Source organism: Pseudomonas sp. CCOS 191, assembly GCF_001007005.1.
Classification (GTDB): domain Bacteria; phylum Pseudomonadota; class Gammaproteobacteria; order Pseudomonadales; family Pseudomonadaceae; genus Aquipseudomonas; species Aquipseudomonas soli.
In genome coordinates, this window is sequence record NZ_LN847264.1 from 214,586 (window position 1) to 236,135 (window position 21,550).

General features: G+C 65.8%; 21 protein-coding genes and 1 other RNA gene. 14 read left to right on the forward strand and 8 right to left on the reverse strand.

Features of this window, described 5'->3' with window-relative positions:
- Positions 1 to 139 precede the first annotated feature (139 nt).
- On the forward strand, positions 140 to 295 hold the full coding sequence (locus CCOS191_RS28095; protein WP_011536298.1) for a hypothetical protein: 156 nt from the start codon (positions 140 to 142) through the stop codon (positions 293 to 295).
- Between the two features lie 8 nt (positions 296 to 303).
- On the opposite strand, the gene CCOS191_RS01025 is transcribed toward CCOS191_RS28095, so the two are convergent.
- From CCOS191_RS01025 to CCOS191_RS01035, 4 genes are all read right to left on the reverse strand, one after another.
- Positions 304 to 912, reverse strand: a complete 609-nt coding sequence (locus CCOS191_RS01025) for a 5-formyltetrahydrofolate cyclo-ligase (protein WP_046853723.1) — start codon at positions 910 to 912, stop codon at positions 304 to 306.
- Positions 913 to 973: 61 nt separating this feature from the next.
- Positions 974 to 1,153, reverse strand: a non-coding RNA gene (ssrS, locus tag CCOS191_RS26925) — 6S RNA.
- A 17-nt stretch (positions 1,154 to 1,170) separates the two neighbouring features.
- Complete coding sequence (locus CCOS191_RS01030) at positions 1,171 to 1,488, reverse strand: cell division protein ZapA (RefSeq protein WP_046853724.1); 318 nt, start codon at positions 1,486 to 1,488, stop codon at positions 1,171 to 1,173.
- The gene (locus CCOS191_RS01035; protein WP_023631616.1) at positions 1,485 to 1,694 is read right to left on the reverse strand and encodes a TIGR02449 family protein; all 210 of its coding nucleotides are present in this window, start codon (positions 1,692 to 1,694) and stop codon (positions 1,485 to 1,487) included. The genes CCOS191_RS01030 and CCOS191_RS01035 overlap by 4 nt, the downstream gene beginning before the upstream one ends.
- 146 nt (positions 1,695 to 1,840) lie before the next feature.
- On the opposite strand from CCOS191_RS01035, the gene CCOS191_RS01040 reads away from it, so the two are divergent.
- The 10 genes from CCOS191_RS01040 (at position 1,841) to gcvP (ending at position 14,278) form a co-directional block, all read left to right on the forward strand.
- Entirely contained in the window at positions 1,841 to 2,395 is a 555-nt protein-coding gene (locus CCOS191_RS01040) for a YecA/YgfB family protein (protein WP_038707024.1), read from the forward strand.
- A 21-nt stretch (positions 2,396 to 2,416) separates the two neighbouring features.
- A complete protein-coding gene (gene pepP / locus CCOS191_RS01045) occupies positions 2,417 to 3,751 on the forward strand; it encodes a Xaa-Pro aminopeptidase (RefSeq protein ID WP_046853725.1) in 1,335 nt (444 codons plus the stop codon).
- A complete protein-coding gene (gene ubiH, locus CCOS191_RS01050) occupies positions 3,748 to 4,947 on the forward strand; it encodes a 2-octaprenyl-6-methoxyphenyl hydroxylase (RefSeq protein ID WP_046853726.1) in 1,200 nt (399 codons plus the stop codon). Before pepP ends, ubiH begins: the two co-directional genes overlap by 4 nt.
- On the forward strand, positions 4,944 to 5,426 hold the full coding sequence (locus tag CCOS191_RS01055) for a DUF4442 domain-containing protein (RefSeq protein ID WP_046853727.1): 483 nt from the start codon (positions 4,944 to 4,946) through the stop codon (positions 5,424 to 5,426). Before ubiH ends, CCOS191_RS01055 begins: the two co-directional genes overlap by 4 nt.
- 9 nt (positions 5,427 to 5,435) lie before the next feature.
- Positions 5,436 to 6,653 (forward strand): 2-octaprenyl-3-methyl-6-methoxy-1,4-benzoquinol hydroxylase, encoded by a 1,218-nt coding sequence (locus CCOS191_RS01060; protein WP_172670912.1) that lies wholly within the window; start codon positions 5,436 to 5,438, stop codon positions 6,651 to 6,653.
- 200 nt (positions 6,654 to 6,853) lie between these two features.
- The gene (locus CCOS191_RS01065) at positions 6,854 to 7,855 is read left to right on the forward strand and encodes an extracellular solute-binding protein (protein ID WP_046853729.1); all 1,002 of its coding nucleotides are present in this window, start codon (positions 6,854 to 6,856) and stop codon (positions 7,853 to 7,855) included.
- A 116-nt stretch (positions 7,856 to 7,971) separates the two neighbouring features.
- Positions 7,972 to 9,594 carry an ABC transporter permease gene (locus tag CCOS191_RS01070; RefSeq protein ID WP_046853730.1) on the forward strand — a complete coding sequence of 541 codons (1,623 nt, stop codon included), beginning with the start codon at positions 7,972 to 7,974 and terminating at the stop codon, positions 9,592 to 9,594.
- A 124-nt stretch (positions 9,595 to 9,718) separates the two neighbouring features.
- Positions 9,719 to 10,801 (forward strand): glycine cleavage system aminomethyltransferase GcvT, encoded by a 1,083-nt coding sequence (gene gcvT / locus CCOS191_RS01075; protein WP_046853731.1) that lies wholly within the window; start codon positions 9,719 to 9,721, stop codon positions 10,799 to 10,801.
- A 48-nt stretch (positions 10,802 to 10,849) separates the two neighbouring features.
- Positions 10,850 to 11,233 (forward strand): glycine cleavage system protein GcvH, encoded by a 384-nt coding sequence (gene gcvH / locus CCOS191_RS01080; protein ID WP_046853732.1) that lies wholly within the window; start codon positions 10,850 to 10,852, stop codon positions 11,231 to 11,233.
- Positions 11,234 to 11,404: 171 nt separating this feature from the next.
- Positions 11,405 to 14,278: an aminomethyl-transferring glycine dehydrogenase gene (gene gcvP, locus CCOS191_RS01085; RefSeq protein ID WP_046853733.1), complete on the forward strand. Its 2,874-nt coding sequence runs from the start codon at positions 11,405 to 11,407 to the stop codon at positions 14,276 to 14,278.
- 32 nt (positions 14,279 to 14,310) lie between these two features.
- On the opposite strand, the gene CCOS191_RS01090 is transcribed toward gcvP, so the two are convergent.
- The 3 genes from CCOS191_RS01090 to CCOS191_RS01100 form a co-directional block, all read right to left on the reverse strand.
- Positions 14,311 to 14,625 (reverse strand): DUF2388 domain-containing protein, encoded by a 315-nt coding sequence (locus CCOS191_RS01090; protein WP_046853734.1) that lies wholly within the window; start codon positions 14,623 to 14,625, stop codon positions 14,311 to 14,313.
- Between the two features lie 92 nt (positions 14,626 to 14,717).
- Positions 14,718 to 16,376: a GspE/PulE family protein gene (locus CCOS191_RS01095; protein WP_046853735.1), complete on the reverse strand. Its 1,659-nt coding sequence runs from the start codon at positions 16,374 to 16,376 to the stop codon at positions 14,718 to 14,720.
- Between the two features lie 97 nt (positions 16,377 to 16,473).
- Positions 16,474 to 16,800 carry a hypothetical protein gene (locus CCOS191_RS01100; RefSeq protein WP_046853736.1) on the reverse strand — a complete coding sequence of 109 codons (327 nt, stop codon included), beginning with the start codon at positions 16,798 to 16,800 and terminating at the stop codon, positions 16,474 to 16,476.
- 125 nt (positions 16,801 to 16,925) lie between these two features.
- Between CCOS191_RS01100 and CCOS191_RS01105 the strand changes: the two genes are divergently transcribed.
- Positions 16,926 to 17,396 carry an Lrp/AsnC family transcriptional regulator gene (locus CCOS191_RS01105; protein ID WP_023631494.1) on the forward strand — a complete coding sequence of 157 codons (471 nt, stop codon included), beginning with the start codon at positions 16,926 to 16,928 and terminating at the stop codon, positions 17,394 to 17,396.
- Between the two features lie 55 nt (positions 17,397 to 17,451).
- Here the strand turns inward: CCOS191_RS01105 and CCOS191_RS01110 are convergent, their stop codons facing one another.
- On the reverse strand, positions 17,452 to 18,831 hold the full coding sequence (locus CCOS191_RS01110; protein WP_038707017.1) for a CYTH domain-containing protein: 1,380 nt from the start codon (positions 18,829 to 18,831) through the stop codon (positions 17,452 to 17,454).
- A 138-nt stretch (positions 18,832 to 18,969) separates the two neighbouring features.
- Here CCOS191_RS01110 and argE point away from each other — a divergent pair, with 138 nt between their 5' ends.
- Both argE and argA read left to right on the forward strand, forming a co-directional pair.
- Positions 18,970 to 20,115 (forward strand): acetylornithine deacetylase, encoded by a 1,146-nt coding sequence (gene argE / locus CCOS191_RS01115; protein WP_046853737.1) that lies wholly within the window; start codon positions 18,970 to 18,972, stop codon positions 20,113 to 20,115.
- 108 nt (positions 20,116 to 20,223) lie between these two features.
- The gene (argA, locus tag CCOS191_RS01120; protein ID WP_038707016.1) at positions 20,224 to 21,522 is read left to right on the forward strand and encodes an amino-acid N-acetyltransferase; all 1,299 of its coding nucleotides are present in this window, start codon (positions 20,224 to 20,226) and stop codon (positions 21,520 to 21,522) included.
- Positions 21,523 to 21,550: the final 28 nt, after the last annotated feature.

Sequence of the window (21,550 nt, forward strand, 5' to 3'; positions counted from 1 at the left end):
CATGAAACCGACAGTCGGTTGGCGTCAACGTTTGCCTAGCGACTCATGTTGTCGGAAAATGCGCCGATTTTAAGCTATACGCTCCGGCAGCCATCAAGAAAGCCGCCGAGCCTGGACAGTTGTTCTTGGGGGGCAATCAATGAAACAACGTAAACCGGACCTGCTCTGGATCCTGGCCTTCATCTTCGGCCTGGGCGTGGTCACCACCGGTTACGCGCAAGGTTTGTGGGAGCGCAAGCTCGATGCCGCCTATCAGCAGGCGCCCGTCGATCCGGCGCAGCAACAGCACCGCTGATCGCGGGTTCACTTCGCCGCCAGGTACCAACCACGGTCTGACACCGTGCCTTGCAACGGTACATCCCAGCTTGCCTGGTTGAGCTGCTCCACCTTCTGGCATTCATGCGCCAGCCCCAGCAGCAATGGTTTTTTCCAGGCCTTGCGCCGGCCCTGATAGGCCAGGCTGCGGTCATAGAAGCCCCCGCCCATGCCCAGGCGTCCCCCCATCTCATCGAAACCGACCAGCGGCAGCAGGATCAGGTCCAGCGCCCAGATCGGCCTTTGGCGTTTGCGCTCGACTACAGGTTCGGCGATGCCGAAGCGGTTGGGCCGCAGCCTTTCCCCTGGCTCGAAACGCTGGAACACCATGCGTGTGGCGGGCCAGGCGTGCAACACGGGCAGGTACACGTGCTTGCCGCGCCTGTGCGCCTCGCGCAGCAGCAGGCGCGGGTCGATCTCGCCGTCATTGGGCAGGTACAGGGCGATATGCCGGGCGCGGCGGAACAGTGGATGCTGCGCCAACTGGCGATAGAGGCCTTCGGCGGCCTGGCGTTGCTGGGCGGGTGTGAGGGCGCGGCGGGCATTGCGCAGGAGGCGGCGAAGCTGGGGGCGGGTAAGCGGCGCGGTGTCGGTCATGGCACGGGCGATCCCTGAAGAAACGAAAAGCCCGCCGTGGAAGGCGGGCAGTTCTGAAAGCAGGCTCCCCGACAAGACCGCTATCGGTGTAGCCCTTGAACCCGAAAGTTCAAGGTGGAGATTGCAGGGGGCGTTAAGGCTTTCCGTCGGGCGGACATGCACACCTGCCCCAGCGTGCAACCCCCGTGGTTGTGCGTATCGGCTCAGGGACATAACCGACTGGCGCATCCCCCAGGGAGTGGCGCCAGTATACCAATCTCAGTCGTTTTTGCTAACCGGATCGTCGGAGAGGGCTTGGTCGACCCGTTCCAGCAGGTCACGCACCTGTTCGCGGGTGGTGCCGCCGCTGGCCACTTCGGGGCGTTCCTGGCGGTGCAGCAGCTCGTGGGTGATGTTCAGCGCGGCCATCACGGCGATACGGTCGGCGCCGATCACCTTGCCGCTGCTGCGGATCTCGCGCATCTTGCCATCCAGGTAGCGGGCGGCGCCGACCAGGTTGTTGCGCTCCTCGGGCGGGCAGATGATCGAGTATTCCTTGTCGAGGATCTGGACGGTGACGCTATTGCTTGAACTCATGAGTCTTGCTCCAGGGCCTTGAGGCGCAGGATCATCGATTCGATCTTGCGTTTGGCGATCTCGTTCTTTTCGATCAGGTGGGCGCGCTCCTCGCGCCAGGATCGTTCCTGAGCTACTAAGAGTGCGTTTTGCCGCTTTAGTTGCTCGACCCGTTCGATCAGCAACTCGAATCGGCTCATCAGCGCTTGCAGGTCGTTCTCTTGCATGGATTGCACTCGATTCCTTGACTCGCCTGGCGATCATGCCTGCCCCAAGGGCGCGACGGCCAGTGCCGATGGTCTTGGCGCGCCTGCCGGTGCTAGGATACAAGGTCTCCATTCTAGTCATTGCGCCGTCTGGCGCCTAGCTGCCCATGCCCAATACCCAATCGCCCTACATCGCCTTCGCCATGTTGCTTTCGAGCAATGGCCACCCAGTCACCCCCGCCGAGCTGCACGGCCTGCTGATCGGCCGCAGCTGCGCCGGCGCCGGCTTCGATGCCGATGCCTGGCTGGCCGACGCTGCCCAGCTGCTCGAGACCGAGCCCGGTGACACTGTCCGCAACGCCCTGGTCGGCCTGCAAGAGATGGTCAAGGCCGAGCTGACCGGCGACGACGTCGCCATCGTCCTGCTGCTGCCTTCCGATGATGCCGCACTCAGCGACCGCGCCACCGCGCTGGGCCAGTGGTGCCAGGGCTTCATCACCGGTTTCGGCCTGAACGCCGGTGGCAAGGACTTGTCCACCGATGCCAAGGAAGTGCTCCAGGACCTGGTGGCCATCTCGCAGGTCCAGGAAGCGCTGGAAGAATCCGAGGACGGCGAAAGCGACTACATGGAAGTCATGGAGTACCTGCGCGTCGCCCCGCTGCTGCTGTACACCGAGCTGGCCAAGCCCGAAGCGCCCGCGCCAAAGCCATCGCTGCACTGATCTGATCGGGGTCGTTTGCCCATGAGCCACATACCCAAGGCGGAGTACGCCCGTCGGCGCAAGGCGCTGATGGCGCAGATGGTCCCCAACAGCATCGCCATCCTGCCCGCCGCCGCGGTCGCCATCCGCAACCGCGACGTCGAGCATGTCTATCGTCAGGACAGCGATTTCCAGTACCTGAGCGGCTTCCCCGAGCCCGAGGCGGTGATCGCGCTGATCCCGGGCCGCGAGCATGGCGAGTACGTGCTGTTCTGCCGCGAGCGCAATCCCGAGCGCGAGCAGTGGGATGGCCTGCGGGCCGGCCAGGAAGGCGCGGTGCGTGATTTCGGCGCCGACGATGCCTTCCCCATCAGCGATATCGACGAGATCCTGCCGGGCCTGATCGAGGGCCGCGAGCGGGTCTACAGCAACATGGGCGGCAACCCCGAATTCGACCGCCGGCTGATGGAGTGGATCAATGTGATCCGCTCCAAGGCCCGCCTGGGCGCCCAGCCGCCGAACGAGTTCGTTGCCCTGGATCATCTGCTGCACGACATGCGCCTGTATAAATCGGCGGCGGAAGTGAAGGTCATGCGCGAGGCCGCGGCGATCTCCGCCCGTGCCCATGTGCGCGCCATGCAGGCCTGCCGCGCCGGGCTGCACGAGTACAGCCTGGAAGCCGAGCTGGACTACGAGTTCCGCAAGGGCGGGGCGAAGATGCCGGCCTACGGCTCGATCGTCGCCGCCGGGCGCAATGGCTGCATCCTGCACTATCAGCAGAACGACGCACCGCTCAAGGACGGTGACCTGGTTTTGATCGATGCCGGTTGCGAGATCGACTGCTACGCCAGCGACATCACCCGCACCTTCCCGGTCAGCGGGCGCTTCTCGCCCGAGCAGAAGGCCATCTACGAGCTGGTGCTCGCGGCCCAGGCCGCGGCGTTCGCCGAGATCGCCCCGGGCAAGCACTGGAACCATGCCCACGAGGCGACCGTGCGGGTGATCACCGAAGGGCTGGTGGCGCTGGGCCTGCTCAAGGGCGAGGTGCAGGCGCTGATCGACAGCGAGGCCTACCGAGCCTTCTACATGCACCGCGCCGGACACTGGCTGGGCATGGACGTGCACGACGTGGGCGAATACAAGGTCGGTGGCCAGTGGCGCGTGCTCGAGCCGGGCATGGCGTTGACCGTCGAACCGGGCATCTATATCGCGGCCGACAACCAGGCCGTGGCGAAGAAATGGCGCGGCATCGGCGTAAGGATCGAGGACGACGTGGTGGTAACCAGACAAGGCTGTGAAATCCTCACTTCAGGCGTGCCGCGCACGGTCGCCGAGATCGAGGCACTGATGCACGAAGCCCGCAAGGACGCCGCATGAACCGGGTCAACCTGGCGATCATCGGTGGCGGCCTGGTCGGCGCCAGCCTGGCCCTGACGCTGCAGGCCGCGGCCAAGGCGCGGGGCTGGACGATCCTGCTGATCGAGCCGTTCGCCCCGGGCGACAGCTTTCAGCCCAGCTACGACGCGCGTTCCTCGGCACTGTCCTACGGCACCCGGCAGATCTACGAGCGGCTGGGGTTGTGGCAGGCCATCAGCCGCCGCGCCGAGCCGATCCGGCAGATCCAGGTATCCGACCGTGGCCGCTTCGGCGCCACGCGCCTGGATGCGCTGGAGGAAGGCGTGCCGGCACTCGGCTACGTGGTGGAGAACGCCTGGCTCGGCCAGTGCCTGTGGCAGGCCATCGACAACGAGGTGGTCAGCTGGCGCTGCCCGGCGCAAGTGCAGGCGATGCAGGCCATCGCCGGAGGCTATCGGTTGCAGCTGGACGACGACACCGTGCTGGAATGCGACCTGGCGGTGCTGGCCGATGGTGGCCGTTCGGGCCTGCGCGAGCAGTTGGGCATCCATGTGCGCCACACGCCGTATGACCAGAGCGCGCTGATCGCCAACATCACCCCAGGCGAGGCCCATGCCGGGCAGGCGTTCGAGCGCTTCACCGAGCAAGGGCCGATGGCCCTGCTGCCGCTGGCGGACAACCGCTGCGCGCTGGTCTGGACCCGCCAGGGCATGGATGCCAAACGCCTGGCCGAGCTCGACGAGCGCAGCTTCCTGCGCGAACTGCAGGAGGCCTTCGGCTATCGCCTCGGCGCCCTGCGCCAGGTCGGTGCCCGTCATCTCTATCCGCTGTCGCTGGTCGAGGCCGAGGAGCAGGTGCGCCCGCACCTGGTGGTGCTGGGCAATGCCGCCCACAGCCTGCACCCGATCGCAGGCCAAGGCTTCAACCTGTCGCTGCGCGATGTGCAGTCGCTGGCGGACGCCTTGCTGGCCGGCCCGGCGCTGCCGGGCGATCTGCCCACGCTGCAGGCCTATCACCAGCGCCAGCGCCTCGACCAGGCCCTGACCATCGGCTTCTCCGACCAGGTCACCCGTGTGTTCGGCAGCAGCCAGCCGCTGCTGGCGGCCGGGCGCAACATCGGCCTGCTCGGGCTGGACCTGCTGCCGCCGGCGAAAAGCTGGTTCGCCCGCCAGGCCATGGGCCTCGGCACTCGCCCCGACCCGCGGGGCCGCCCATGAGCGCTGCGCGCCGGCTCGCACGGCGAGCGCGGATGCTGCGCTGGTTGCTGAACTTCTACCCGCCCTACCTGGGCGCCGGCATCCACATCCAGGAAATCAGCCCGGACATGCGCAGCGTCAAGGTACGCATGAAGCTGACGCGGTGGAATCGCAACTACGTCGGCACCCAGTTCGGTGGCAGCCTGTACGCGATGGTCGACCCGTTCTACATGCTGCTGCTGATCGAGCAGCTGGGGCGCGAGTACATCGTCTGGGACAAGGCTGCCTCCATCGATTTCATCTCGCCGGGCAAGGGCCCGGTGTATGCCGAATTCCACATCGACGACGCGCTGCTGGACGAGATCCGCCAGCAGACCGCCAGCGGCAAGAAGTACCTGCCGCGGTTGCAGGTGGAGATCCGCGATGGCGCCGGCGAGCTGGTGGCGCGGGTCGACAAAACTTTATACGTGCGGCTCAAGCCGCAAGCGAGGCAGGCGTAAGGCATGGAAATGCGCGCAGATCTGTTGATTGTCGGTGCCGGCATGGTCGGCAGCGCCCTGGCCCTGGCCTTGCGCCACAGTGGCCTGGAGGTGCTCCTGCTCGACGGTGGGCCGTTGTCGGTCAAGCCGTTTGACGGCGAGGCGCCTTTCGAACCAAGGGTCAGTGCCCTGTCGGCGGCCAGCCAGCGCATTCTTGAGCGCCTGGGGGCCTGGGAGGGCATCGCCCGGCGCCGTGTCTCGCCGTACTCGGACATGCACGTGTGGGATGGCAGCGGCACCGGCGAGATTCATTTTTCCGCGGCCAGCGTGCATGCCGAGGTGCTGGGGCATATCGTCGAGAACCGTGTGGTCCAGGACGGCCTGCTGGAGCGCCTGCACGACAGCGATGTCGGGCTGCTGGCCAATGCCCGCCTGGAGCAGTTGCGCCGCTCCGGCGACGAATGGTTGGTGACCTTGGCCGATGGTCGCAAGCTGCGCGCGCCGCTGGTGGTCGCCGCTGACGGCGCCAATTCGGCCGTACGTCGCCTGGCCGGTTGCCAGACCCGCGAATGGGATTACCTGCATCACGCCATCGTCACCAGCGTGCGTTGCAGTGAGGTGCACCGCGCCACGGCCTGGCAACGTTTCACCGACGAAGGCCCGCTGGCGTTCCTGCCGCTGTCGCGTGATGGCCGCCAGGACTGGTGCTCGATCGTCTGGTCGACCACGCCGGAGCAGGCCGAGCAGGCCATGGCGCTGGACGACGCGGCGTTCCGCAAGGCGCTTGAGCGTGCCTTCGAAGGCCGTCTGGGTGACGTGCTCGAGGCTGATCCGCGGGTCTGCGTGCCGCTGCGCCAGCGCCATGCCAAGCGTTATGTCGATGAAGGGCTGGCGCTGATCGGCGATGCCGCCCACACCATCCATCCGCTGGCGGGGCAGGGGGTCAACCTGGGCTTCCTCGATGCCGCCGTGCTGGCCGAAGAGCTGGTACGTGCCAGCGAGCGCGGCGAGCGCCTGGCCGATGTGAAGGTGCTGAGCCGCTTCGAACGGCGGCGCATGCCGCACAACCTGGCGCTGATGGCGGCGATGGAGGGTTTCGAGCGGCTGTTCCAGGCCAACCCGTTGCCGCTGCGCTGGTTGCGCAACAGTGGGTTGAAGCTGGTGGAGCAGATGCCGGAGGCCAAGGCGCTGTTCGTGCGTCAGGCATTGGGGTTGTCCGGAGACCTGCCGGAGTTGGCCAAGGCCTGAGGGTCGCTGGGGCCGCCTTGCGGCCCAATCGCCGGCAAGCCGGCTCCCACAAAGGCCTGCATTGTCACTGTGGGAGCCGGCTTGCCGGCGATTGGGCTGCGCAGCAGCCCCTTGCAACATTCGGTAACGGCTAAGCAGATGAGCGGGAAAATGGGATTCACTACCATTTGCACCTCTCAACCCAGCGAGGAGTACCCCCAATGTTGCCCCGCAAGCCCCTACTGGCCGCACTGGCCCTCACTCTGTTCGGCGGCACCGCCCAGGCGGCGGAAGAAGTGGTGGTGTACTCCTCGCGCATCGACGAGCTGATCAAGCCGGTGTTCGACGCCTACACCGCCAAGACCGGCGTCAAGATCAAGTTCATCACCGATAAGGAAGCCCCCTTGATGCAGCGCATCAAGGCCGAGGGCGAGAATGGCGTGGCCGACCTGCTGCTCACCGTCGATGCCGGCAACCTCTGGCAAGCCGAGCAGATGGGCATCCTGCAACCGATCAAGTCGGCCACCATCGACCAGAACATTCCGCCGCAGTACCGCGCCTCGTCCCACGACTGGACTGGCCTGAGCCTGCGCGCACGGACCATCGCCTACTCCACCGACCGGGTCAAACCCGCCGAGCTGACCACCTACGAGGCCCTGGCCGACAAGCACTGGGAAGGCCGCCTGTGCCTGCGCACGGCGAAGAAGGTCTACAACCAGTCGCTGACCGCCACCCTGATCGAGAACCACGGCGAGGCCGAGACCGAGAAACTGATCAAGGGCTGGGTCAACAACCTGTCCACCGACGTGTTCTCCGACGACACCGCAGTGCTTCAGGCCATTGCTGCCGGCCAGTGCGACGTGGGCATCGTCAACACCTATTACTACGGGCGCCTGCACAAGGAAAAGCCCGATCTGCCGGTGAAGCTGTTCTGGCCCAACCAGGGTGACCGCGGTGTGCACGTCAACCTGTCGGGCATCGGCCTGACCAAGCATGCGCCGCATCCGGAAGCGGCAAAGAAACTGGTGGAGTGGATGACCGGCGAAGAGGCGCAGAAGCTGTTTGCCGACATCAACCAGGAGTTCCCGGCCAACCCGAAGGTGAAGCCATCGGCGGAAGTGGCGGCCTGGGGTAGCTTCAAGGCCGACAGCATTCCGGTGGAAGTCGCTGGCAAGCGCCAGGCCGAAGCCATTCGCTTGATGGATCGGGCTGGCTGGAACTGAGTACACCGCCTTATCCTTGAGAACCGATCGCGGGGCAAGCCCGCTCCCACGAACCATGCGGACGTGGGAGCGGGCTTGCCCCGCGATGCTATCGCTCAGCCATCGAGATTTTCGATTTGCCCCATTCTCCCCAACGCCGCTGGTACCTGCCGGTCTTCCTGGTCGCCGCCCTGGTCTTGCTGCCGCTCAGCGTCTTGCTGTTGTCATGGCAGTCGGTCGACACCCAGATCTGGTCGCACCTGCTCGACACCCAGATGAGCCGCCTGCTGGGCAATACCCTGACCCTGGTGCTGGGCGTGGGTATCGGCGTGACCGTGCTGGGGGTGAGCCTGGCGTGGCTCACCAGCCTCTGCGAATTCCCCGGCCGGCGTTGGCTGGATTGGGCGCTGATGCTGCCGTTCGCCATCCCGGCCTATGTGCTGGCGTTCGTCTTCGTCGGCCTGCTCGATTTTGCCGGCCCCGTGCAGACGGCGCTGCGCGAGGTGTTCGGGCCCATGCGCCTGCCCAGGGTGCGCTCCACCGGTGGTGTGATCACGGTATTGGTGCTGGTGTTCTACCCCTACGTCTACCTGCTGGCGCGCACGGCCTTCCTGGCCCAGGGCAAGGGCTTGATGGAGGCGGCGCGGGTGTTGGGGCTGTCACCGCTGCAGGCGTTCTGGCGGGTGGCCTTGCCGATGGCGCGGCCGGCCATCGGCGCCGGCATCGCCCTGGCACTGATGGAGACCCTGGCCGATTTCGGCGCGGTGGCGGTATTCAATTTCGACACCTTTACCACAGCCATCTACAAGACCTGGTACGGCTTCTTCAGCCTCTCCAGCGCGGCGCAACTGGCCAGCCTGTTGCTGCTGGCGGTGATGCTGGTGCTGTATGGCGAGCGCCGTGCCCGAGGCGCCAGCCGCAGTGGCAACGAACGCCCGAGGGCGCAGGCGCTTTATCACTTGCGGGGTATCAAGGCGTTGGCTGCCAGTGGCTGGTGCCTGCTGGTGTTCGCCTGTGCCTTCGTCATCCCGATGCTGCAGTTGCTGGCGTGGTTCTGGCAGCGCGGGCGGCACGACCTCGACGAGCGCTATGTCGGCCTGGTCATGCACACCCTGTACCTGGGGGGCATGGCGGCGCTGATCACGGTCAGCGTGGCCATGCTTCTGGCGTTCGCCAGGCGGCAGGCCCCGACTGCCGGTATCCGCGCCGGGGTCGGGCTGGCCAACCTGGGCTATGCGTTGCCCGGCTCGGTGCTGGCCGTGTCGATCATGCTGGCGTTCAGCTACCTGGACAACCAGCTGGTAGTGCCGCTGTCCCAGTGGTTGGGCGGAGCGGGCAAGCCGTTGTTGCTGGGAAGCTTGTCGGCATTGTTGCTCGCCTATCTGGTTCGGTTCATCGCCGTGGCCTATGGACCGCTGGAGAGCAGCCTGGAGCGGATCCGCCCATCGCTTCCGGAAGCGGCGCGCAGCCTCGGGGTCGCTGGCCCAGGATTGTTTTTCAAGGTGTATCTGCCGTTGCTGGTGCCCGGCGCCCTCAGTGCCGCCCTGCTGGTGTTCGTCGATGTACTCAAGGAGATGCCGGCGACTTTGCTGATGCGCCCGTTCGGCTGGGACACCCTGGCCGTGCGCGTGTTCGAGATGACCAGCGAAGGCGAATGGGCGCGTGCTTCGCTGCCAGCGTTGACCCTGGTACTGGTCGGCCTGCTGCCGGTGATCGGCCTGATCCGGCGCTCGGCCCATCGTCCGGGGCATCCGCGCTGAGGGTGTCACGCAGCTCCCTTGCGGCTACAATGCGCGGCATTCGCAGCGACGGGTCCTACAAGAACAGGTGATGATTGAACATCGCCGACCGCCGCCGCCTCGCCACGCCCGGAAGGAGAAACCCATGGGACAGCGTACGCCTCTGTATGACCTGCACCTGGCGCTCGGCGCCAAGACGGTCGATTTCGGCGGATGGGACATGCCCCTGCACTACGGCTCGCAAGTCGAGGAGCACCACCAGGTGCGCAGTGACTGCGGGGTGTTCGATGTTTCCCACATGACGGTCATCGATATCGATGGCTGCGCCGCCACGCCCTGGCTGCAACACCTGCTGGCCAACGACGTGACGCGCCTGGAAAGCCCCGGCAAGGCCCTCTACAGCCCGCTGCTCAATGCCGAGGGTGGGGTCATTGACGATCTCATTGCCTACCGCACCGAAGACGGTTATCGCCTGGTGGCCAATGCCGCCACCCGCGACAAGGTGCTGGCCTGGCTGCAGACCCGCAGCGAAGGCTTCAAGGTGAATTTCAAGGCACGGCCTGAACTGGCCATTCTCGCCATTCAGGGGCCGCATGCCCGAGAAAAGGTCGCTGCCCTGCTCAGCGCCTCGCGGGCCGCGCTGATCCGCGAGCTGCGCCCCTTCGAAGGCCTTGCCGACGGTGACTGGTTCATCGCCCGCACCGGCTATACCGGGGAAGACGGGCTGGAAATCATTCTTCCGGGCGAACAGGCCCCGGCGTTCTACAACGACCTGGTCGGCGCCGGTATCGCCCCGAGCGGCCTGGGCGCCCGCGATACGCTACGCCTGGAAGCCGGCATGAACCTGTATGGCCAGGATATCGATGAAGCCCATACCCCGCTGACCTCCAACCTGGGCTGGAGCGTCGCCTGGGAGCCGGTGGGCCGCGAGTTCATCGGCCGTGCGGGTCTGCTCGCGGAAATCGAGCAGGGCGTGAAGGAAAAACTGGTTGGCCTGGTGCTCGAGGAGCGTGGCGTATTGCGCGCGCATCAGGTGGTCCGTGTATCCGGGATTGGCGAAGGGGAGATCACCAGTGGTAGTTTCTCGCCTACGCTGAGCAAATCCATTGCCCTGGCCCGCGTGCCCATGGCCACCGGTGACCGGGCCGAGGTGGAAATCCGCGGCAAGTGGTACCCGGTGCGAGTGGTAAAGCCGACCTTCGTGCGCCATGGCAAGATCCTGATCTGAACATTAACGGCGGGCCGTCCGCTGACCCATTACGAGGAATACAAGACAATGAGCCAAATCCCCGCCGACCTGCGTTTTGCCGAAAGCCACGAGTGGGCTCGCCTGGAAGCCGATGGCACGGTGACCGTGGGTATCAGTGACCACGCCCAGCAAGCACTGGGCGACGTGGTGTTCGTCGAGCTGGCCGAAGTCGGCAAGGTGTTCGCCGCAGGCGACGCCGCTGGCGTGGTCGAGTCGGTCAAGGCCGCCTCGGATATCTATGCGCCGGTGGGTGGTGAAGTCATCGCGGTCAACGAAGAGCTGGCTGACAGCCCTGAGCTGCTCAACGAAGAGCCTTACGAATCGTGGATCTTCAAGCTGAAGCCGAGCGACAAGTCCGAGCTGGACAAGCTGCTGGATGCAGCAGGCTATGCAGCGCTGATCGGCGAGTAACAGGGCCGCCCTCATCGCGGGGCATACCCGTTCCCATAGTGTGTTCCTTGTGGGAGCGGGCTTGTCCCGCGATAAGGGCTGCACGGCAAACGCAATAATCCCCGCATATTCGGCAATCCTTCCTAGACTTGTAAGTCTCCATGAGAGCTGGTCCAGGAAGAGATCGTCGCCATGTCCCAGTCACCATCGCTGAGCCAACTGCAAGAGCCCAACCCTTTCCTGCGTCGCCACCTGGGGCCCGATGCCCAGGAGCAGCAGGCCATGCTCGACGCCCTCGGCGTCGCCAGCCGCAGTGAACTGATCGAGCAGACGGTGCCACCGGGCATCCGCTTCAATCGCCCACTCGACCTGCCGCCGGCCCTCGATGAGCAGGCCGCACTGGCCAAACTCGCGGGCTACGCTGCGCAGAACCAGCTGTGGACCAGCCTGATCGGCATGGGCTACCACGCCACCATCACCCCCACGGTCATCCTGCGCAACGTGCTGGAGAACCCTGGCTGGTACACCGCCTACACGCCTTACCAACCAGAAATCGCCCAAGGCCGGCTGGAGGCGCTGCTGAACTTCCAGCAAATGGTCATCGACCTTGCCGGCCTGCCCCTGGCCAATGCCTCGCTGCTAGACGAGGCTACCGCTGCCGCCGAGGCGATGGCCCTGGCCAAGCGCGTGGCGCGCAGCAAGAGCAACGCCTTCTTCGCCGACGAGCACTGCCACCCGCAAACCCTGTCGGTACTCAAGACCCGCGCCGAGGGGTTCGGCTTCGAGCTGATCGTCGATTCGGTGGATAACCTGGGCAAGCACCAAGTGTTCGGCGCGCTGTTGCAATACCCCGACACCCACGGCGAGGTGCGCGACCTGCGCCCGCTGATCGACCAGCTGCATGGCCAGCAGGCCCTGGCCTGCGTCGCCGCCGACATCCTCAGCCTGGTGGTGCTGACGCCGCCAGGCGAACTAGGGGCCGACGTGGTGCTCGGCTCGACCCAGCGCTTTGGCGTGCCCATGGGCTATGGCGGGCCGCACGCGGCCTATTTCGCCTGCCGCGACGACTACAAGCGGGCCATGCCCGGGCGCATCATCGGCGTATCACGTGATGCCCGTGGCAACACCGCGTTGCGCATGGCCCTGCAGACCCGCGAGCAGCACATTCGTCGCGAGAAGGCCAACTCCAACATCTGCACGGCCCAGGTGCTGCTGGCCAACATCGCCGGCTTCTACGCCGTCTACCATGGCCCCGAGGGCTTGCAGCGCATCGCCCAGCGCGTGCATCGGCTGACGTTCATCCTCGCCGCCGGCCTCGAAGCCAAAGGCATCAAGCGCCTCAACCAGCATTTCTTCGACACCCTGACGCTGGACGTCGGCGGCACCCAGGCGGCGATCATCGAAAGCGCCGAGGACGCCCGCGTCAACCTGCGCATTCTCGGTCGCGGGCACCTGGGGCTGAGCCTGGACGAGACCTGCGACGAAGCCACGGTGCTGAAGCTGTTCGATATCTTCCTTGGCGTCGACCACGGCCTGGACATTGCCGCCCTCGACCAGCAGGCCCTGCCCGAAGGCATCCCCGGCGCTCTGGTGCGGCGCACACCGGTCCTGCAGCACCCGGTGTTCAACCTGCATCACAGCGAGACCGAGATGCTGCGCTACCTCAAGCAGTTGGAGAACAAGGACCTGGCACTCAACCAGTCGATGATCCCGCTGGGCTCGTGCACCATGAAGCTCAATGCCACCAGCGAGATGATCCCCATCACCTGGCCTGAATTCGCCCAGCTGCATCCGTTCGCCCCGGCGGCGCAGGTGCAAGGATACAAGGCGATGATCGATGAGCTCGAAGCCTGGTTGTGTGCCATTACCGGCTTCGATGCGATCTGCATGCAGCCCAACTCGGGCGCCCAGGGCGAGTACGCCGGGCTGATGGCGATCACTCGTTATCACCAGAGCCGCCACCAAGCCGGGCGCACGATCTGCCTGATCCCGTCCTCGGCCCATGGCACCAATCCGGCGTCGGCGCAGATGGCCGGCATGGAAGTGGTGATCGTCGAGTGCGACGAGGACGGCAACGTCGACCTCGATGATCTCAAGGCCAAGGCGCGCCAGGCCGGCGAGCGGCTGTCGTGCCTGATGGTGACCTACCCGTCCACCCATGGGGTGTACGAGGAGGGCATCCGCGAGATCTGCGAGGTGGTGCACCAGCTTGGCGGGCAGGTTTACATGGACGGCGCCAACCTCAATGCCCAGGTGGGGCTGACGCGGCCGGCGGACATCGGTGCCGATGTCTCGCACATGAACCTGCACAAGACCTTCTGCATCCCCCATGGCGGCGGTGGCCCGGGCATGGGGCCCATCGGCATCCGTGCACATCTCAAACCGTTCGTGGCCAGCCACCCGGTGGTGCCGGTGCCGGGGCTGGACCCGAACAACAGCGCGGTGAGCGCGGCGCCGTGGGGCAGCGCCAGCATCCTGCCGATCAGCTGGATGTACATCGCCATGATGGGGCCGCAGCTGGCCGATGCCAGCGAGGTAGCGATCCTGTCCGCCAACTACCTGGCCAGCCAGCTGCGCGATGCCTTCCCGGTGTTGTACCGCGGGCGCAACCAGCGCGTGGCCCATGAATGCATCTTCGATCTGCGCCCGCTCAAGGCGTTGACCGGCATTACCGAGGAGGACGTGGCCAAGCGCCTGATGGACTATGGCTTCCATGCCCCGACCATGTCGTTCCCGGTACCGGGCACGTTGATGGTCGAGCCCACCGAGAGCGAGTCGAAGGCCGAGCTGGATCGCTTCGTCGAAGCGATGCTGGCGATCAGGGCGGAGATTGCCGAAGTCGAGGAAGGCAACTGGCCGGCCGAGGACAACCCGCTCAAGCACGCGCCGCATACCCTGGCCGATGTACTGGCGCCGTGGAGCCGGCCATACAGCCTCGAGCAGGGCATCGCCCCCAGCGCTCACGCCCGCCAGCACAAGTACTGGCCGGCGGTGAACCGGGTCGACAACGTGTATGGGGACAGGAATCTGTTCTGCGCGTGCGTGCCGGTGGAGGCGTATCGCTGAGCTAGCGATCCACCTCCACTGCAGGAATGGACTTACTCGGCCACGGCGTTCTTGGCCAGGATCGCGTTGGCCAGTTCCATGTCACTGGCCTGCACGCCCGGGTTGTCCGCGCGCACCTGGCGGATCGCTGCTTCCAGGAACGGCCCGCGAATGGCGCCATCACTGGCAACGAAGCTGCCGGCGTCGTCCTGGGCGGCGACGATCAGTTTGTGGTCCTTGAAGGTCAGGTAGGTCGAGGCGGTGGTCGCGCCGGAGGAGATGATATTGCGCCAGAACGTGTCGGCCATGGCGGAGCCAAGGGGCAGCGAGAACAGGACGGTGGCTGCGATGGCTGTTTTGAGACGCATGATGAATCACCTCGGTGTATGAGGGCGGTTGAGATGCCGATTTGATCGTTGCCCATGGCCCCAAGTTCCCGGCCACAAAGGAGATTTCTTGGTTATCCACAGACCCGCAGGACCTCTTCGGTAGAGGTCCTGCCCTGGGCGACCCGCTCACCACCGTGCCGTCGAAGGTCACGCAGCCCGTCTACCTCGGCCTGTTGCCGCAGGGCTGCGAGGTCGCTGGCGGGGGTGATCCGTGCGCGCAACGCGGTGCTGACCTGGAGCAGTTCGAACAGCCCGGTACGCCCATGGAAGCCCGTGCCCCGGCATTGCGGGCAGGCCTGGCGATCCTGCGGGGGCAGGCCCAGACAAGCGCGACATAGCGTGCGCACCAGGCGCTGGGCCATGACCCCGAGCAGGGTCGCCCTGATCAGGTAGTCGGCGACACCCAGCTCCAGCAGGCGGGTGATCGCGCCGCAGGCGTCCTGGGTATGCAGGGTCGACAACACCAGATGCCCGGTGAGGGCCGCCTGCACGGCCACCTGGGCGGTTTCCCGGTCGCGGATTTCGCCGATCATGATGATGTCCGGATCCTGGCGCAGCAGGGCGCGAGCACCGCTGGCGAAGTCCAGCTCCAGGCTGGGTTGGACCTGCAACTGGTTGATCATCGGTTCAAGGCGCTCGATCGGGTCCTCGATGCTGCACAGGTTGACCTGGGGGCTGGCCAGGTGCCGGAGGCTGGCGTACAGGGTGCTGGTCTTGCCCGAGCCGGTCGGCCCCGTCACCAGCAGGATGCCCTGGCGTTGTTGCAGCAAGGCCAGCCACTGCTCCAGCAACGCGCCCTCCAGGCCCAGGGTTTCGAGGCTGTCGTGCAATTGCTGAGGGTCGGACAGGCGCAGCACCAGCTTCTCGCCGAACGGGGTGGGCAGGGTGGACAGGCGCAGCTCCACCTCGGCGCCGCTGGGCAGGCGGGTTTTCAGGCGGCCGTCCTGTGGTCGGCGTTTCTCGGCGACGTTCATGCGGCCCAGGTGCTTCAGCCGGCTGACCATTGCCAGGGTGACGCTGGCCGGGAAGGCATACACCGCGTGCAGCAGGCCATCGATGCGCAGGCGCAGATGGCCTTGTTCACGGCGGGGCTCCAGGTGGATATCGCTGGCGCGCTGCTCGATGGCGTACTGCAGCATCCAGTCGACGATGTGCACGATATGGGCATCGTCCGCGCTGGCCTGGGTTTGCCTGGCACCCAGTTCGAGCAGTTGCTCCAGCTCGCCGAGGCGGGGCAACTGGCCAAGGCCCGCGCCGCGCACGGAGTGGGCCAGGCCCAGGAAGGTCGGGCGCAGCTGGCGCAGCTGTCGCGGGCTGGCCAGCACCCGGCGCACTGCCTTGCCCAGGCTGCGGCTCAGGTCTGCCTCCCATTCGTGTTGATAAGGCTGGGCGCTGGCCACCGTGACACTGTGTTCATCCACGGCCACGGCGAGGATGCCATGGCGCTGGGCGAAGGCGGCGGACATCAGCCCGGCCACGCGCACCAGGTCGACCTGCAAGGGGTCGATTGCCAGAAATGGCTGGCCAACCCGGTCTGCCAGCCAGCGGCACAGGGCATCCAGCCCCAGCGGGTGGCCGATTGCGGCGATCAGCTCCAGGGGGTGTTCGCCAGGGTGGGCCTTGGCGCGCTCGAGAGCCGCGAGCGCGGCTTCGGGGGCGATCCGCTGCTCCGCCAGCAAGGCATCCAGCAGGCGATTGAGGTCGAGATCAAGGTGGTCGTTGGCGAGCATGCAAGCGTCCTTGCCGGGCTTCAGAGGCCTGGGCAAGGCTAGTCGTGCAGGACGCAAGGCGTGGATGCAAAGGGTTTCCGGACATTGCCTGCCGGTTTCAACGGCGGGCTACCTCCGCAAGCTGTGGCAGGTTCGCCAGGCACACTTCGCTGACGCAGACCAGGTTGCGCAGTTTCTGCGCGATCACTTCGGCCCGGTGCCAGCTCAGGCCGCCGACGCCGATCGCCACGTCCAGCAGATCGTCGCACTGGCTCACGTTGACGCTGTGCGGGGTGAGGAACTGCAGGGCGAACAGGTTGAGCACGCGGCACAGGCTGTCCGGTTCGGCGTCGGCCTGCAGGCGGTAGTGCACAGTGCAGTGGACAGTGTTGGCGGCCCAGGCGTCGAGGCGGGGCAAGGTGAGGGGCCGTTCGAGTGCGTTCATGCTGGGTCTCCGCGAAAGTGGAGAAATTCTTGCACGTCAGACGGGGCATTTTTTCGCTATGATTCGCCAATATCGCGCCACTGCGAATTTTTTAATTCGTAAAAATGCAAATTGGAGAATTATTAATGCTTGGCGAATTGGACGCTTACGACCGACGCATTCTTGAACTGCTGCAAGACGACGCCTCGCTGTCCAGCGCGCAGATCGCCGAGCGTGTGGGCCTGTCGCAGTCACCTTGCTGGCGGCGCATTCAGCGCCTGAGGGAGGAGGGCGTGATTCGCGGCCAAGTGACGCTGTTGGACCGCAAGAAGGTGGGGCTGAACACGCAGATCTTCGCTGAAGTGAAGCTCAACGCCCATGGCCGTTCGAACTTCGCCGAGTTCACCGAAGCGATCCGCGGTTTTCCCGAAGTGCTGGAATGTTATGTGCTGATGGGGGCGGTGGACTTCCTGCTGCGTATCGTCACCTCGGATATCGAGGCTTACGAGCGGTTCTTCTTCGAAAAGCTATCGAACGTGCCAGGTATTCAGGAAGTTAACTCGATCGTCGCGTTGTCGGAGATCAAGTCGACCACGAGCCTGCCGCTGAGGCCCTGAAGAGCCAATCGCGGGCAAGCCCGCTCCCACGAGTGCAGGAGCGGGCGGTGCGGACTCAGGCCTTGAGCAGGTGCTTCCAGGCGCGGTTCTGCTCGATGGCGCGAGCCTGCTCGATGCGGGCTTCGAGCAGTTCGCCCTTGTCTTCCTCCAGCAGCGGCAGTTCAGCCAGCTCGTGCAGCTTGTTCAGCTCGCCGTAGAGGCGGTCCTGCTGTGGCAGGTCGAGCACTTGGCGGGCGTGGTGCAGCCAGGTTTGCACGGTCTCGATGCGCGGCAGCTGCTCGGCCAGGTCCTCTGGACGCTGCACATACAGCGGCAGTTTCAGGGCGCGGGCTTCCTCGCCCAGCAAGTGCTGCAGCCAGCTGGCCAGCTGCGCCTTGCCCTGGCGCTCGCCACGGCCCTTGCGCTCGACGGTCCAGGCGCGAGCGGTCAGCCAGCGTGCGGTCTCCAGGGAGAACTGGCCCCAGCGCGGATCTTCCAGCTCTTCGGCGAACTGCTCGGGGGCGGCGCGACGGATGTCCTCGTCGTCATTACCGGCCAATACCAGCGGGCGCCAGTCTTCCAGCAACGCATCGAGGCTGGCGCGCAGGGCGCGGGTGGTCGGGCGCGGTGCCGCCTGGCCGAGGCTGGCGGTGAGAGCGCGCAGTTCGGCCAGGCAGCGAACCCAGTCCTGCAGCAGGCGCCAGTGGCCATTGTGGCGATACTGCTCGGCCAGGCGCTGGCTGCTGCCCAGCAGTTGCCAGGCCAGGGCGGCGTAGGCGTCGTCCATCGGCATCTCGGCGTGCAGCTCGGTCACCGGCAGGCCCAGCTCGTAGCTGTCTGGATCGAGCAGGCGGTAGCCGCGCTCGGCCTTGCTGATGTCGCAAGGCATCAGGGCGAGGCTGGCGGACAGCTCGGCGGCCAGTTCCAGCAGCGCCTCTGGGGCACCTTCACGCAGCTCCAGCTCCAGCTCGCAGATTTCTTCCTTGCGCTTGCCGGCGATCACGAAGCCCTGGTCGATGGCCGCTTCGATCACCACCTTGGCCTTGCCGCGGCCCCAGGCGATCTCGGCGTACTCGCGGGTGAAATCGGTGGTGAACAGCGGTTTGATGGCCTTCTTGTCCAGCCCGGCCAGTTGCTCGGGCCAGCAGGTGCCATCGAGTTTCTTCAGGTCGAGCTTGACCTTGTCCAGGTGCCATTCGAACTCGTTGCGCTCGGACAGGCCGGCCACGCTCTGGCCGCGGCATTTGAGGGTCTGGATGATGACCTCGCCGTCGCGGCGCAGGCGCAGGGCGACACGGGCAGCGGACAGGTCGCGCTCCGGGGTGTCGAAGTACTGGTTGAGCAGTTCGCGGGTCTGCCAGCCGGACTTGTTGCGCTTTTTCAGCAGCGGGTGCTCGCGCAGGGCGGCAAGGGTCTCGCGACTGGCGCGGAGTTTGAGTTCGGTTTCTGTGTGCATCGCGGGCTCGGAAGGAGGGGCATCGTGATTGGGCAGTCTACAGCACTTGCGGCTTGAATCCTTGCTTGTGGGCGCGCGCTTGCCTTGCGGGTCTTTTGCATTGTTATGATGCCCCTTACGCCTCCGAGGAATCCGCGCATGCCGTTGCCATCGCTGAAAGACCAGTTTGCCGCCCTGATCGCCGCACCTTCGGTCAGTTGCACGCAGGCTGCGCTGGACCAGTCCAACCGAGCCGTCATCGACTTGCTGGCCGGCTGGTTGGATGACCTGGGTTTCACCTGCGAGATCCAACAGGTCAGCCCTGGCAAGTTCAACCTGCTGGCCAGCCGCGGTACCGGCCCGGGTGGCCTGGTGCTGGCCGGGCACAGCGACACGGTGCCCTTCGACCCGCAACTGTGGAGCAGCGATCCGCTCAAGCTCACCGAGGTCGATGGCCGTTGGGTCGGCCTGGGCAGCTGCGACATGAAGGGCTTTTTCGCCCTGGTCATCGAGGCGGTGATCCCGCTGCTCGAGCACGATTTCAAGCAGCCGCTGCTGATCCTCGCCACCTGCGACGAAGAAAGCTCCATGTCCGGGGCCCGGGCGCTGGCAGAGGCCGGCCAGCCCCTCGGGCGGGCGGCGGTGATCGGCGAGCCCACCGGGCTCAAGCCGATCCGCATGCACAAGGGCATCCTCATGGACCGCATCGACATTCTCGGGCGCAGTGGCCATTCGTCGGATCCGAACCTGGGCCGCAGCGCCCTGGAGGCCATGCATGCGGTGATGGGCGAGCTGATGGCGCTGCGCCGCAGCTGGCAGGAGCAGTACCGCAACCCCCAGTTCACGGTGCCTGCCCCGACCCTGAACTTCGGCTGCATCCATGGCGGCGACAACCCCAACCGCATCTGTGGCCAGTGCGCCCTGGAGTTCGACCTGCGCCCGTTGCCGGGCATGGATGTGGAGCAACTGCGCGCAGCGATCCGCGGCAAGCTCACCCCGCTGGCCGAACGTCATGACGTGCGTATCGACTATGCGCCGCTGTTCCCGGAAGTGCCGCCGTTCGAGCAGGCCGCCGACAGCGAGCTGGTGCGCCTGGCCGAGCGCCTGACCGGCCATCGCGCCGAAGCAGTGGCCTTTGGTACCGAAGCGCCTTATCTTCAGCAGCTCGGTTGCCAGACCATCGTGCTGGGGCCCGGTGACATCGCCTGTGCCCACCAGCCCGGCGAGTACCTTGAAATGTCACGTATCGAGCCTACCGTGCGTCTATTGCGTGACCTGATCCGGCACTATTGCCTGAACCATTGATCTTTCCTGAGCAGAGGAGACCGCGCGTGACCGCAAGCCTGTTCCGACGATGACTTTCGAACGTTGTGCGCCTTTTCGTTCTCCGTTCACTTATCCACAGGCCCTGTCATGCCCGATTACGTCAACTGGTTGCGCCATGCTTCTCCCTACATCAACGCCCACCGCGATTGCACCTTCGTGGTCATGCTCCCCGGTGATGGCGTCGAGCACCCGAACTTCGGCAACATCGTCCACGACCTGGTGCTGCTGCACAGCCTGGGCGTGCGCCTGGTGCTGGTCCACGGTTCACGTCCGCAGATCGAGAGCCGCCTGGCCGCGCGCGGCCTGACCCCGCACTATCACCATGGCATGCGCATCACCGACGCGGCGACGCTGGACTGCGTGATCGACGCCGTCGGCGCCCTGCGCCTGGCCATTGAAGCGCGCCTGTCGATGGACATGGCGGCTTCGCCCATGCAGGGCTCGCGCCTGCGGGTGGCCTCCGGCAACCTGGTCACGGCACGGCCGATCGGGGTGCTTGAAGGGGTGGACTATCACCATACCGGTGAAGTGCGCCGGGTCGACCGCAAGGGCATCAATCGCCTGCTCGATGAACGTTCCATCGTTTTGTTGTCGCCGCTGGGCTATTCGCCGACTGGCGAGATCTTCAACCTCGCCTGCGAGGACGTGGCCACCCGCGCCGCCATCGAGCTGGGTGCCGACAAGCTGCTGCTGTTTGGGGCCGAGCCGGGCCTGCTGGACGAGCGTGGGCAATTGGTGCGCGAGCTGCGCCCGCAGCATATCGCGCCGCACCTGCAGCGGCTGGGCAGTGACTACCAGGCCGAGCTGCTGGATGCCGCCGCCGAGGCCTGCAAGGGCGGTGTGGCACGCAGTCATATCGTCAGCTATGCCGAGGACGGTGCGCTGCTGACCGAGCTGTTCACCCGTGGGGGCGGTGGCACGCTGGTGTCCCAGGAGCAGTTCGAGGTGGTGCGCGAGGCGACCATCGAGGATGTCGGCGGCCTGCTGGAGCTGATCAGCCCGCTGGAAGAGCAGGGCATCCTGGTGCGCCGTTCACGGGAGGTGCTGGAGCGGGAGATCGAACAGTTCAGCGTGGTCGAGCGCGAGGGCATGATCATCGCCTGCGCGGCGCTTTACCCGATTGCCGATTCCGAGGCGGGGGAGCTGGCGTGCCTGGCGGTGAACCCGGAGTACCGGCATGGCGGGCGTGGTGACGAACTGCTCGAGCGCATCGAGGAGCGGGCGCGCACGCTGGGGCTCAATACCTTGTTCGTGCTGACGACCCGGACCGCACACTGGTTCCGTGAGCGCGGCTTCTCGCCCAGCGGCGTGGAACGGCTGCCGGCGGCGCGGGCTTCGCTGTACAACTACCAGCGTAATTCGAAGATCTTCGAGAAACCGCTCTGACGCCAAGGCAATGAAAAACGCCGCCCCT